This is a genomic window from Streptomyces sp. NPDC001443 (genome assembly GCF_053597355.1).
The window spans coordinates 497,590-511,698 of record NZ_JBSFIA010000001.1 but is presented as its reverse complement, the minus strand read 5'-3'; the positions used below and the strand labels follow the sequence as shown (position 1 = coordinate 511,698).

7 protein-coding genes are annotated in these 14,109 nt (G+C 71.4%); 4 read left to right on the top strand and 3 right to left on the bottom strand.

Going from position 1 to position 14,109, the window contains the following annotated elements:
* Positions 1-867 precede the first annotated feature (867 nt).
* Positions 868-3,615, bottom strand: coding sequence for a pyruvate, phosphate dikinase (gene ppdK, locus ACWC24_RS02150; protein ID WP_450660892.1), 2,748 nt, complete (start codon positions 3,613-3,615; stop codon positions 868-870).
* A gap of 475 nt (positions 3,616-4,090) precedes the next feature.
* Positions 4,091-5,320: an ROK family protein gene (locus ACWC24_RS02145; protein WP_450660891.1), complete on the bottom strand. Its 1,230-nt coding sequence runs from the start codon at positions 5,318-5,320 to the stop codon at positions 4,091-4,093.
* Between the two features lie 119 nt (positions 5,321-5,439).
* On the opposite strand from ACWC24_RS02145, the gene ACWC24_RS02140 reads away from it, so the two are divergent.
* The 3 genes from ACWC24_RS02140 (at position 5,440) to ACWC24_RS02130 (ending at position 11,322) form a co-directional block, all read left to right on the top strand.
* Complete coding sequence (locus ACWC24_RS02140) at positions 5,440-6,912, top strand: MGH1-like glycoside hydrolase domain-containing protein (RefSeq protein ID WP_450660890.1); 1,473 nt, start codon at positions 5,440-5,442, stop codon at positions 6,910-6,912.
* On the top strand, positions 6,909-8,843 hold the full coding sequence (locus ACWC24_RS02135) for an amylo-alpha-1,6-glucosidase (protein ID WP_450660889.1): 1,935 nt from the start codon (positions 6,909-6,911) through the stop codon (positions 8,841-8,843). The genes ACWC24_RS02140 and ACWC24_RS02135 overlap by 4 nt, the downstream gene beginning before the upstream one ends.
* Before the next feature lie 916 nt (positions 8,844-9,759).
* On the top strand, positions 9,760-11,322 hold the full coding sequence (locus ACWC24_RS02130; protein WP_450661045.1) for a CDP-alcohol phosphatidyltransferase: 1,563 nt from the start codon (positions 9,760-9,762) through the stop codon (positions 11,320-11,322).
* On the opposite strand, the gene dusB is transcribed toward ACWC24_RS02130, so the two are convergent.
* Positions 11,323-12,465 carry a tRNA dihydrouridine synthase DusB gene (gene dusB, locus ACWC24_RS02125; protein WP_450660888.1) on the bottom strand — a complete coding sequence of 381 codons (1,143 nt, stop codon included), beginning with the start codon at positions 12,463-12,465 and terminating at the stop codon, positions 11,323-11,325. It abuts the gene before it with no gap.
* A gap of 106 nt (positions 12,466-12,571) precedes the next feature.
* Between dusB and ACWC24_RS02120 the strand changes: the two genes are divergently transcribed.
* Positions 12,572-14,023, top strand: a complete 1,452-nt coding sequence (locus ACWC24_RS02120; RefSeq protein ID WP_450660887.1) for an MFS transporter — start codon at positions 12,572-12,574, stop codon at positions 14,021-14,023.
* The last annotated feature ends 86 nt before the right edge of the window (positions 14,024-14,109 follow it).

Here is a 14,109-nt window from a genome sequence, read left to right as displayed (position 1 = left end):
GAAGCTGGTTGCATACCGAGCCTGCGACTGGAAGATAGCGATCGGGACATCCAGCGTCACGACCGTGAGGGTTTGGACCTTGCTCAGACCGTTTATTTATCTCAAGCGCGAGCTTCACGGGACCCAACATATGTCATTCTTTGCAGGTTTGATCTGCGGAGCTTCATAAGAAAATTGGCCTGCCCGCCAACTGATCGCAGTAGGGCAGGGATATCTTCTTTCCGTAGCCCCCGGCGCCTACGCTGTAGACGGCACAGGAGCTCTTCGGTAGGCGTGCACCCCTCCCCGTCTCGCCTGTCTTCCTGGCGGCTACGCCCTGGGTGCGCGTTTTATGGGCGGGAACTTTGGGGTTCCTCTCCGAGCCCGAAGCGTGAGGGGTCTGCGGGACAGACGTGGGGCTCGGTAAGCCGTAGGCCGCGCGACCCTGTAGATCTGCCGGCCGGTCCTCCTGGAGCTCCGAAGCCGGGCCGTCGGTGGGCCGTCCCAGGTCAGCCAAGAACGACCGACGGCAACCAACAACAACGGCACCCCTACCGGTCAGAGCGACCTTGATACCAAACCGCCCACGTGACCGGCTCAAGGCATCACTTCTTCGAATTGTGCCCGATGCGGACAGAGCTACGGAGGGAGCCCAGCCGCGCCCGGAGGGCACAACGAGGGCACAACGGCCTCGCACGGGGTCAACGGCAGCCAACCCCGACCAACACCGTTTCCCCTGGTCAGATGCATACCTTGACAGTCGCCGCAGAGCATGCCCGAAGGGGCGGCACCCCCGCACAGGGTGTCGCCCCTTCTTTTTAGAACACCGGGTCCGCCGCTCATCGGTGAGGGTCGGGGACGGGCGGCGGGCCCGGATCCGGGGTGGGATCAGCGGTGGTCGCTGCCCGCCGACTGGGTGGCCGCGCGGCCCGCCTCCAGGCGGGCCACCGGGATGCGGAACGGGGAGCAGGAGACGTAGTCGAGTCCGACCTCGTGGAAGAAGTGGACCGACTCCGGGTCGCCGCCGTGCTCGCCGCAGACGCCGAGCTTGAGGTCGGGGCGCGTCGCGCGGCCGGCCTTCGCGGCGGACTTCACCAGGGAGCCGACGCCGTCCTTGTCGATCGTCTCGAAGGGGCTGACGCCGAAGATGCCCTTCTCCAGGTAGGCCGTGAAGAAGGAGGCCTCCACGTCGTCCCGGCTGAAGCCCCACACCGTCTGGGTGAGGTCGTTCGTGCCGAAGGAGAAGAACTCCGCCGCCTCGGCGATCTGACCGGCGGTCAGCGCGGCGCGCGGGAGCTCGATCATCGTGCCGATGGCCAGCTTCAGCTCGACGCCGGTGGCTGCCTGCACCTCGGCGATGACCTGGTCGGCCTCCTCGCGGACGATCTCCAGCTCCTGGACCGTGCCGACCAGCGGGATCATGATCTCGGCGCGCGGGTCGCCCTTGGCGTTCCTGCGCTCGGCGGCCGCCTCGGCGATGGCCCGTACCTGCATGGTGAACAGGCCGGGGATGACCAGGCCGAGACGCACGCCGCGCAGGCCCAGCATCGGGTTCTGCTCGTGCAGCCGGTGGACGGCCTGGAGCAGGCGCAGCTCGTTCTCGTGCGGGTCCTTGCGGGCCTCGGCGAGCGCGACGCGCACCGACAGCTCGGTGATGTCGGGCAGGAACTCGTGCAGCGGCGGGTCCAGCAGACGGATCGTCACCGGGAGGCCGTCCATCGCCTCGAACAGCTCGACGAAGTCCTGCTTCTGGAGCGGGAGCAGTTCCTTCAGGGAATCCTCGCGCTCGGCGTCCGTGTCGGCCAGGATCAGCCGCTCCACCAGCTCGCGCCGGTCGCCGAGGAACATGTGCTCGGTGCGGCACAGGCCGATGCCCTGGGCGCCGAAGCGGCGGGCGCGCAGCGCGTCCTCGGCGTTGTCGGCGTTGGCGCGCACCCGCAGCCGGCGCTTGCGGTCGGCGAACGCCATGATCCGGTGCACGGCCTCGACCAGCTCGTCGGCGTCGTCGGCGCCCGCGTGCATCCGGCCCTCGAAGTACTCCACGACCGGGGAGGGGACGACGGGCACCTCGCCGAGGTACACCTTGCCGCTGGAGCCGTCGATGGAGATGACGTCTCCCTCCTCGACGACGTGTCCGCCGGGGACCGTCATCCGGCGGCGCTTGGTGTCGACCTCCAGCTCCTCGGCGCCGCACACGCAGGTCTTGCCCATGCCGCGGGCGACGACGGCCGCGTGGGAGGTCTTGCCGCCGCGCGAGGTGAGGATGCCCTCGGCCGCGATCATGCCGTCGAGGTCGTCGGGGTTGGTCTCGCGGCGGACCAGGATGACCTTCTCGCCGGAGCGGGACCACTTGACGGCGGTGTACGAGTCGAAGACGGCCTTGCCGACCGCCGCGCCCGGCGAGGCGGCGATGCCCCGGCCGACCTGCGCGGCCTTCGCGTTCTCGTCGAAGCGCGGGAACATCAGCTGGGCGAGCTGTGCGCCGGTGACCCGCTGGAGCGCCTCGGTCTCGTCGATGAGGCCCTGGTCCACGAGCTGGGTGGCGATGCGGAAGGCCGCGCCCGCGGTGCGCTTGCCGACGCGGGTCTGGAGCATCCACAGCTGGCCGCGCTCGATGGTGAACTCGATGTCGCAGAGATCCTTGTAGTGGTTCTCCAGGGTCTCCATGATCTGCATGAGCTGGTCGTACGACTTCTTGTCGATCGACTCCAGCTCGGCGAGCGGGACCGTGTTGCGGATACCGGCGACGACGTCCTCGCCCTGGGCGTTCTGGAGGTAGTCGCCGTAGACGCCCTGGTGGCCGGAGGCGGGGTCGCGGGTGAAGGCGACACCGGTGCCGGAGTCGGGGCCGAGGTTGCCGAAGACCATCGAGCAGACGTTGACGGCGGTGCCCAGGTCGTGCGGGATGCGCTCCTGGCGGCGGTAGAGCTTGGCGCGGTCGCCGTTCCAGGAGTCGAAGACCGCCTTGATGGCGAGGTCCATCTGCTCGCGCGGGTCCTGCGGGAAGTCCCGGCCGGCCTCGGTCTTGACGATCCGCTTGAACCGGGTGACCAGCTTCTTCAGGTCCGCGGCCTCCAGCTCGGTGTCGACCGTGACCTTCTTGGCCTCCTTGGCCTTGTCCAGCGCGTCCTCGAAGAGCTCCCCGTCGACGCCGAGGACCGTCTTGCCGAACATCTGGATGAGGCGGCGGTAGGAGTCCCAGGCGAACCGCTCGTCGCCGGCCTGCTGGGCGAGGCCCTGCACCGACTTGTCGGAGAGGCCGATGTTCAGGACGGTGTCCATCATGCCGGGCATGGAGAACTTCGCCCCGGAGCGGACCGACACCAGGAGCGGGTCGTCGGCCTGGCCGAGCTTCTTGCCCATGGCCGTCTCGAGCGCTTCGAGGTGTGCACTCACCTCGTCACGCAGTGCCGCGGGTTCCTCGCCACTGTCGAGGTAGGTCTTGCAGGCCTCGGTGGTGATCGTGAAGCCCGGGGGGACCGGAAGGCCCAGGTTGGTCATCTCGGCGAGGTTGGCGCCCTTGCCGCCGAGGAGGTCTTTGAGGTCCTTGTTGCCCTCGGTGAAGTCGTAGACGAACTTCACGGCCTCAACGCTGGTGGCGTCCTCGGCTACCTGGGGTTCTTTGTTTTCCGACACGGGTCTCGACTCCTCGAGGACGCGGTGGCTGCCCTGACGGGCAGGAACATACCCAGATCGAAGGCGTCTGGGTACGTCCACTTGTGCGTCATGCGCCTGTAACTCGACGTCCGCCAGCGGATCGAAAGTCAAAGCTTGGCAAGCGTCAAGCAGTGGATGTTTTCACTTCTTGAACACAACATGGGCCATAGGCAGACCATATCGCTCATGTGAGCATCTCTCGTCACGTCTGATTTCGATCGATGAACGATCAAGGGGTGGCACTGAGTGCCACCCCTTGGAGAAGTGCAGTCGCCCAAGATTCGCTCATGTGAGCGCAACCCTTATCAAGGGTGGCGAGAATCACGCTTTCACAGGCGACCGGTTTTCACCATGCGGACGGGCGTCCGGACGCGAAACACCCTCGTCATCCGCTCCACGCACCATCCGCCGCACCTGCCGTCCGTCTCACACGACCCGCCTCGCACCATCCGCCTCACACGCCGAGCGCCAGCAGTCGTTCCTCCACCCGTTCGGGCGCGTACAGGTGCTCCACGACCATCGCGGCGGCGCCCACCAGCCCGGCCCGTTCGCCGAGCGCCGAGGTCACCACGTCCAGCCGGGCCGTGGAGCGCGGCAGCGCCCGCTGGTACAGCAGTTCCCGCACCCCGGTGAGGAAGGGGGTTCCGGCCAGATCCCCGGCGATCATCAGCACGCCGGGGTTGAACAGCGTCACGACGGTCGCCAGCACGTCCCCGACGCTGCGCCCGGCCTCACGGGCCAGCGCCGCGGCCTCGGGGTGCCCGGCCGCGAGCAGGTCGCGCACGTCCGAGCCGGACGCGGCCGGCACTCCGGCCTCGGCGAGCCTGCGGGCCACCGCGCCACCGCTGGCGACCGCGGCCAGACAGCCGCGGGACCCGCACCGGCACAGCGCGTCCGCGCCCACCCGGATGTGCCCGATGTCGCCGGCGCCCCCGTCGATCCCGCGGTAGACGGAGCCGTCCACCACCATCCCCGCGCCGATGCCGGTCGACACCTTGACCAGCATGAACGCGGAGCAGTCCGGGTGTCCGGTGCGCTGTTCGCCGTAGGCCATGAGGTTGGCGTCGTTGTCGACGAGGACCGGCACGCGCGGGGCGCCGGTGTGCTCGGTCAGGGCGCGGGAGAGCCGGCCGCGTATGTCGTACCCGTCCCAGCCGGGCATGATCGGCGGCTGGACCACCCGGCCGGTCCCGGTGTCGACCGGGCCCGGCACCGCGAGCCCGATGCCGCAGACCTCGCCGGGCGCGTGCCCCGCCTTCTCCAGCAGTCGGGCGAACCACCCGCCCAGTTCGCCCAGGACGGCGTCCGGGCCGTCCTCGACGACCAGCGTGCCCGAGTGCTCGGCGAGTATCTCGCCGGTGAGCGTGAGGACGGCGGCGCGCGCGTGCCGGGTGTCGAGGTCCCCGGCGAGGACGACCGCGTGGGCGTCGTCGAACTCCAGGGTGATGGAGGGACGGCCGCCCAGCGGCGAGTCCACGGGACCGCCCGCGCCCTCGCGCAGCCAGCCCGCGCGGAAGAGCCGGTCGAGGCGCTGGCCGACGGTGGCCCGGGAGAGTCCGGTCACCTGCTGGAGGGCTCCGCGCGTGGTGGCCCGGCCCGTGCGCACCAGTTCGAGCAGGTCGCCGGCGCTCGCCTGGCTCCCCGCCCTGGTGGCCCTTCCCGCTCTGCCCGGACGTCCGGTCATGCCCACCCCCTTGTGTTTCTCAAGCCTGCATTACATATTGAGTTTTGCGTGTTAAATAGACGTAACTCTACGGTAGCCACTACCGAACCGGTCCGCCCAACGTCTTCGGGGAGCCCCGAGTGGATCGCACCGCCCAGCTGAGCGCCCGCCCCCGTCCGACGGGTCGGGCCGTTGCATACGATCCGCCGGCCGCGGCGGGTCCGCTGCACCTCAGAGCCGCGCACGTGCTGGAAGGCAACTGGACGGGAACATCCACGGTGCCCTCGCACAGCCTGTACCCGCACCAGTGGTCCTGGGACTCCGCGTTCATCGCGATCGGCCTGCGGCACGTCTCGCCACTGCGGGCCCAGCGGGAGCTGGAGACGCTGCTGGCCGCCCAGTGGGACGACGGGCGGGTCCCGCACATCGTCTTCAACCCCTCCGTACCGCTCGACGCGTACTTCCCCAGCCCCGACTTCTGGCGCTCCTCGACCGCGGGGCGCACCGCGGGCGCCCCGCGCACCGTACAGACCTCCGGCATCGTGCAGCCACCGGTGCACGCGCTGGCCGCGTGGCTGGTGCACTGTGCCGACCCGGTGCTGTCCCGGGCGCGCGGCTTCCTGACCCGGCTGCACCCGCGGCTGGCGGCCTGGCACCGCTACCTCCTGCACCGCCGGGACCTGGGCGGGGGCGGGCTCGCGTCCGTCGTCCACCCCTGGGAGCAGGGCATGGACAACAGCCCCTGCTGGGACGACCCGCTCGCCCGGATCACCCCGGCCCCGGCCCGCTCCTTCCGCCGTGCCGACCTCGACCACGGCGCCGCCGGGGACCGGCCCACGGACCTGGACTACGGGCGGTACGTGCGGCTGGCGACGGACTACCGGGACCGGGGGTACGACGACAACCCGGGCGCCCCGGCCGAATCCGGGGGCGGCCGGGGGAACGGCGCCTTCGCCGTGGAGGACCCGGCCTTCAACGCCCTGCTGATCGCCTCCGAGTTCGCGCTGGCGCGCATCGCGCACGAGCTCGGCGCGACCGGCGCCGCCCGCCGCGCCCGCGCGCAGCGGCTGACGGCGGCGCTGGTGGAACGGCTGTGGGACCCGGACCGGGGCATGTTCCTCTGCCGGGACGTCCGCGCCGGCCGCCCGATCCCCGAGCGCAGCGTCTCCGGCCTGGTCCCGCTGCTGCTGCCCGGCCTGCCGCGCGACATCGTCACCGCGCTCGTGCGCACCCTCGGCGGTCCCCACTTCGGACTGGGCGACAGCACCCGGCTGGTCCCGAGCTACGACCTGCTCGGCGAGGCCTTCGACCCGCACCGCTACTGGCGGGGGCCCGCCTGGTTCAACACCGCCTGGCTGCTGGAGCGCGGGCTGCGGCTGCACGGCGAACAGCCGCGGGCCGAGGCGCTGCGCACGGCGGCCCTGGAGACCGCCGACGCGACCGGGTTCGCGGAGTACGTGGACCCGTACACCGGCGAGGCGTGCGGCGCGACCGGCTTCAGCTGGACCGCGGCGCTCACGCTCGACCTGCTCCACGAGCCCTTCGGGCACGGCGTGTCCGGCCCGGGCATCGGCACGTTCGACATGAGGGACAAGGGAGGGGACCGAGGATGACGGACCGGCTTCATCTGCTCGTGTACGGCGGCACGTTCGCCGTCGTGGGTGACGGTGGGGACATCAGCGGCGTACGCGGCGGCTCCCCCGACGGGCTGTTCCTGCGCGACGCCCGGCACCTCAGCCGCTGGCAGCTCACGGTCGACGGCGCGGTGCCGGAGGCGCTGTCGCCGGTCGCGGACGGGGACACCGCGCGCTGTGTCCTGGTGCCGCGCGGCGGGCGCGCCGACACGCCCGCGTACACGCTCTTCCGTGAACAGGCCGTGGGCGACGGCTCGTTCGTCGAGACGCTGCGGGTCACCAGCAACCGTCCGGTGCCCACCACGGTCCGGCTGGCGGTCACCGCGGACGCCGACTTCACCGACCAGTTCGAACTGCGCTCCGACCACCGCACCTACGCCAAGGCCGGCGCGACCCGCTCCCGGCAGGTCCTCGACGACGGGGTGGAGTTCACCTACCGGCGCGGGGAGTGGCGTTCCTCCACGACGGTGACGGCCGAGCCCGTGCCCGACGGCGTCGAGGAGACCGGCACCGGCGCCCGGCGGCTGGTGTGGACCCTGGAGCTGGAACCGCACGGCACGGCCGAACTGACCCTGCGGGTGATGGCCCGGCCGCACGGTGAGAAGCGGGCCCTGCGGGTGCCGCGCTCGCCCGCCGCCCTCACCGAGCAGCTCCTCGCCCTGGAGGGCACCTTCGTGGAGGGCGTGGCCTTCCCGACCGGCTGGCCGGAGCTGGCGGCGGCGTGCGCCCGGGGCCTGGCCGACCTCGCCGCGCTCCAGGTGCCGGCGACCGGCCCGGACGGCGAGGAGCTGCGGGTGCCCGCGGCGGGCGCCCCCTGGTTCCTGGCCCTGCTCGGCCGCGACGCCCTGCTGACCTCGCTGTTCGCCCTGCCCTACCGCCCCCAGCTCGCCGCCGCCACGCTCCCGGCGCTCGCCGCGGCCCAGGCAACGGACACCGCGGTGACGTCGGTGTCGCAGCCCGGCAAGATCGTGCACGAGCTGCGGCACGGCGAACTGGCCCACTTCGGGCAGGTCCCGTACGGCCGCTACTACGGTTCGGTCGACGCGACGCCGCTGTTCCTCGTCCTGCTCGGCGCGTACGTCGAGCACACCGGGGACACCGCCCTGGCCCGGCGTCTGGAGTCGCACGCCCGCGCGGCGGTCGGCTGGATGCTGGACCACGGCGGACTGACCTCCCGCGGCTACCTCGTCTACCGCGCCGACCAGGGCGGCCTGGCCAACCAGAACTGGAAGGACTCCCCCGGGGCCATCTGTCACGCCGACGGCACCCGCGCCCGCGGCACGGTGCTTGCGGCCGGGGCCCAGGGATACGCCTACGACGCCCTGCGCCGTACGGCCTGGGTCGCGCGCACGGCCTGGTCGGACGAGGTCTACGCGGCCCTGCTGGAACAGGCGGCCGCCGATCTGCGCGACCGCTTCCAGCGGGACTTCTGGATGCCCGAGCACTCCTTCCCGGCGCTGGCCCTGGACGGCGAGGGCCGTCAGGTCGACGCGCTGGCCTCGGACGCCGGACATCTGCTGTGGTCGGGCCTGCTGGACAAGGAGTACGGGAAGGCCGTCGGCCGGCGGCTGCTCGAACCGGACTTCTTCTCCGGCTGGGGCGTACGCACCCTCGCCTCCGGGCAGCCCGCGTACCACCCCCTGTCGTACCACCGCGGCTCCGTCTGGCCGCACGACAACGCGCTGATCACCCTGGGTCTGGCCCGCTACGGACTGCACGACGAGGCCCGTACGGTCGCCCACGGCCTGGTGGACGCGGCCACCGCGACCGGGCACCGGCTCCCCGAGGTCCTCGCGGGCTACGGCCGCGACAGCCACCGGGAGCCGGTCCCCTACCCGCACGCGTGTGTACGGGAGTCCCGGTCGGCGGCGGCCCCGCTCGCCCTGCTCACCGCGGTCGGTGGTGCGTAGCGACCGCCCTGCGGGATGTTGACGAGGCGTTTGCCGGGTGTTTGCCCTGGCTCGTGAACGGACACCGAGGACAGACCGTACGGGATGACGGCGGGCCCGGCCTCCCCACCACGGCCCGCCGCTCCCTCACGCGCCTCGCACGGAAGGACCTCCGTTGTCCCAGCACACGAGCACCCGTCAGGAACCGGACGCGGCAGGCGCTGCCGCGGGCGAGCTCCTGACCCCGGACAGCGACGAGGGGTCGCCCGCGACGGCGGAGAGCGAGCCCGCGCGACGGGTCCCGTCCCCGGCGAAACCGGCCGGGGACGCGGAACCGGCGACCACCGGAGCAGCGGGCGAGGGCGAGGCGACGGCGGAGTCCGGGGCCGGGCGGAACGCCGGCCCCGGAGCCGACACGGACACCGACACCGACACCGGAGCCGGTGGGCAGGACGGGGAAGCGGCCGAGGAGAGCGAACCGACGGCGGCCGACGACGCCGAGACCGTGACCGCGGTCGAAGCCGTACCCGAGACCGACGCCGGGACCGGGACCGGGACGGACGCCGACGCCGAGACCAAGACCGAGACAACCACCCAGCCCGAGGCCGACACCAAGGCCGACGCCGACACCGAGACCAAGACCGAGACAACCACCCAGCCCGAGGCCGACACCAAGGCCGACGCCGACACCAAGGCCGAGACCGAGGCAACCACCCAGCCCGAGGCCGACACCGAGACCGAGGTCGACGCCGACACCAAGGCCGAGGCCGAAGCCGAGGCCGAAGCAGCCGTCGAGGACACCCCCGCCGCACCGGCCGCCCGCTCCGGGATCCGCGGGCGCTGGCGGGGCTGGCGGGCCCGGCACCCGGCCGTCTCCCGGGGGCTCTCCGTCACCACCACCGTCCTCGCCGCGCTCCTCGTCCACGTCTGCCTCCAGATGCCGAGCACGCTCTCGACCCTGCAGCTCCAGGAGTTCCTGCGGCTGCCCGCCGAGGCGGTGATGGTGGCCGTCGTGCTGCTGAGCCTGCCGCGCCGGGCGCGCCTGGTGGTGTCCGCGGTCCTCGGGGCGCTGCTCGGTGCCCTGACCGTGCTGAACATGCTGGACATGGGGTACAACGACTACCTCGGCCGGCGCTTCAACATCATTCTCGACTGGGGCCTGCTCGACGACGCCCAGTCGTATCTGAAGGACTCGCTCGGCGGGACGGTCACCCTGGCCCTCACCGTCGGTGTCGTCGTCGCGGTGGTCCTCCTGCTCGTCCTGGTCTCGCTGGCCCTGGTCCGGCTGGGCAACCTGCTGGACCGGCACCGCACCCGGGCGACCCGGGCCACGCTCCTGGTCGGCACCGTCTGGATCACCTGCACCGCCCTCGGCCTGGAGGTCGCGGGCGTGCCCATCGCCGCGCAGCACACGGCCGGCGTCGTCCAGTTCCAGGTGGACACGGTGCAGCAGACCCTGCACGACGAGGCGGCGTTCCGGAAGGAGGCCGGCAAGGACACCTTCGGCAACACCCCGGCCGACCAGCTCGTGCCGGACCTGCGCGGCAAGGACATGATCTTCACGTTCATCGAGAGCTACGGCCGCAGCGCGATCGAGGACCCGATCATGGCGCCCGGCGTCGACCGGACGCTCGCGGACAGCACCGCGGAGCTGGCGAAGGCGGGCTTCCACGCCAAGAGCGGCTGGCTGACCTCGGCGACCTACGGCGGCAGCAGCTGGCTCGGCCACTCCAGCACCCTGTCGGGCCTGTGGATCGACAACCAGCAGCGCTACCGGACCGTCATGAGCAGCGACCACCTCAGCCTCACCAAGGCCTTCAAGAAGACCGGCGCCTGGGACACCGTCGGTGTCATGCCCGGCATCCAGAAGGGCTGGCCGGAGCAGCAGTACTACGGCCTCGACAAGGTCTACAACGCCTTCCAGATGGGCTACCAGGGCCCGAAGTTCAGCTGGTCCACCATGCCCGACCAGTACGCGCTGGAGGCGTTCCAGCGGCTGGAGCACAGCAAGAAGCGCGACAAACCGCTGATGTCGGAGATCATCCTGACCTCCAGCCACCAGCCGTGGGCGCCCATCCCGAAGATGGTCGACTGGGACACCCTCGGCGACGGCTCGCTCTTCGAGGGGATCGAGAAGGCGGGCAACGACCCGGCGGACATCATCGCCGACTCCAGCCGGTCCCGGGAGGAGTACGGCAAGTCCGTCCAGTACTCGGTGACCGCCCTCACCCAGTGGCTGGAGCGCTACGGCACCGACGACACCGTGCTGGTCTTCCTCGGCGACCACCAGCCGATCGCCCGGGTCAGCGGCAACCACGCCAGCCGTGACGTGCCGATCTCGATCGTCGCCAAGGACCCGAAGGTCCTCGACAGGATCGCCGACTGGAACTGGACGGACGGTCTGCGTCCCGCGCACGACGCGCCGGTGTGGAAGATGAACCTGTTCCGCGACCGGTTCCTGACCGCGTACGGCTCGACCCCGCACCCCTCCGGGAGCTGATCAGCCCCCGGAGGTGTCCAGCTCCGCGTCCTCGCCGACGCCCGCGCAGTCGTAGGGGTCCTTCAGCCAGCCGTCCGGCAGCACCACCCGGTTGTTGCCGGACGTACGGCCGCGGGGCCCGTCGGCGCCGGCCGGCCAGGGCTGGTCGAGGTCCAGCTCGTCCAGCCCGGCCCGCAGCTCCTCCAGGGAGGACGTGATGGCGAGCCGCTTGCGCATCTCGGAGCCCACCGAGAAGCCCTTGAGGTACCAGGCGACGTGCTTGCGGAAGTCGACGACCCCGCGGGACTCGTCGCCGATCCACTCGCCGAGCAGGGTGGCGTGGCGCACCATGACGTCGGCGACCTGGCGCAGGGAGGGGCGCGCGATGTCGTCGGTCCGCCCCTCGAAGGCGGCCACCAGGTCGGCGAACAGCCACGGGCGGCCGAGGCAGCCGCGGCCCACGACCACGCCGTCGCAGCCCGTCTCTCGCACCATCCGCAGCGCGTCCTCGGCCGACCAGATGTCGCCGTTGCCGAGCACCGGGATCTCCGGCACGTGCTCCTTGAGGCGCGCGATGGCCTCCCAGTCGGCCGTGCCGCCGTAGTGCTGGGCGGCGGTGCGGCCGTGCAGCGCGATGGAGGTCACGCCCTCCTCGACCGCGATCCGTCCGGCGTCGAGGTAGGTGATGTGGTCGTCGTCGATGCCCTTGCGCATCTTCATGGTGACGGGGAGGTCCCCGGCGCCGCTGACCGCCTCGCGCAGGATCGAGCGCAGCAGGTTGCGCTTGTAGGGCAGGGCGGAGCCGCCGCCCTTGCGCGTCACCTTGGGGACCGGGCAGCCGAAGTTCAGGTCGATGTGGTCGGCGAGGTCCTCCTCCGCGATCATGCGGACGGCCTTGCCGACGGTGGCCGGGTCGACGCCGTACAGCTGGATCGAGCGCGGCTTCTCGGTCGCGTCGAAGTGGATCAGCTGCATGGTCTTCTCGTTGCGCTCGACCAGCGCCCGGGTGGTGATCATCTCGCTCACGAACAGCCCCTTGCCGCCGCTGAACTCCCTGCACAGGGTGCGGAAGGGCGCGTTGGTGATGCCGGCCATGGGGGCCAGCACGACGGGCGGCCGGACGGTGTGCGGGCCGATCTGCAAGGGGGATGCGGGCGTGGGCATTACCCCATTGTCGCGTATCGGCCGTCGTGCCTCGTCGTTCCCCGGTGAAGATCGTGTATCGGTAATTAGTTAGACGCACTATTGAAGTCGGCGTACGATGGAACGCATGCCCGAGCTCAGCCCCCGGCGACGCCAACTCGTCCTCGCGATCTGCTGCATGAGCCTGCTGATCGTGAGCCTGGACGTCACCGCCCTGAACGTCGCCCTGCCGTCGATGCAGCGCGAACTCCACGCCGAGACCTCCGGCCTGCAATGGACGATCGACGCCTACACCCTGGTGCTGGCCTCGCTGCTGATGCTCGCCGGCTCCACGGCCGACCGGATCGGCCGCAAGAAGGTCTTCATGGCGGGCCTGACCGTGTTCTCCGCCGGCTCGCTGCTGTGTTCCCTGGCACCCAGCCTCGACCTGCTGATCGTGTTCCGGATGATCCAGGCCGTCGGCGGCTCCATGCTCAACCCGGTCGCCATGTCGATCATCACCAACACCTTCACGGCCCCGCGCGAGCGGGCCCGGGCGATCGGCGTCTGGGGTGCCGTCGTCGGCATCTCCATGGCGGCCGGCCCCCTGGTGGGCGGACTGCTGGTGGAGTCGGACGGCTGGCGGGCGATCTTCTGGGTCAACCTGCCCGTCGGGCTCGCCGCGCTGCTGCTGACCCTGCGCTTCGTCCCCGAGTCCCGCGCGCCGAAGGCCCGCCGCCCCGACCCCGTCGGCCAGTTGCTGGTGATCGCGCTGTTCGGCTCGCTGACGTACGCGATCATCGAGGCGCCGGCCGCGGGCGCCGGCTCGGTCCTGCCGTTCGCGCTGCTGGCCCTCGCGGCGCTGGCCGGGTTGCTGTGGTACGAGCCCCGGCGCGCCGAACCCCTCATCGACCTGCGCTTCTTCCGGTCGGCGCCGTTCAGCGGGGCCACGGTCGTCGCGGTCAGCGCGTTCGCCGCGCTCGGCGGCTTCCTGTTCCTGTCGACCCTGTACCTCCAGAACGTACGCGGCCTCGACGCCCTGCACGCGGGCCTGTGGATGCTGCCGACGGCGGTGCCGATGTTCCTGTGCGCGCCGCTGTCCGGACGGCTCGTGGGCAGCCGTGGCCCCCGACTGCCGCTGCTGATCGCGGGCCTGACGATGACGGCGAGCGGGGTGCTGTTCGCGGCCTTCGAGGCGGAGACGTCGAACGTCACGCTGTTCGCCGGATACGTCCTGTTCGGCATCGGCTTCGGCTTCGTCAACGCGCCCATCACCAACACCGCGGTGTCCGGCATGCCGCGCAGCCAGGCCGGCGTGGCCGCCGCCGTGGCCTCCACCAGCCGCCAGCTCGGCCAGACGCTCGGCGTCGCGGTGGTCGGGGCGGTGCTGGCCTCGGGCGTGGGCGCGTCGCCGTACGCGCAGGTGTTCGTGTCGGCCGCGCGGCCCGCGTGGTGGATCCTCGCCGGGTGCGGCTTCGTCGTACTGGCGCTGGGCGTGCTGACCAGCGGCCGGTGGGCCCGGCGCACCGCCGAGCGGACGGCCGAGCGGCTGGAGGCCGTGGAGCTGCCGGACGTGGTGGGCGCGGGCGGCCGCGCCTAGACGGACAGGCTCCAGGGGGAGGGCACGGCTTGGCCAACTCGCCGTGAAGAACCCCTGTTGATGTTGGTCATGCTGCACACTCCTTG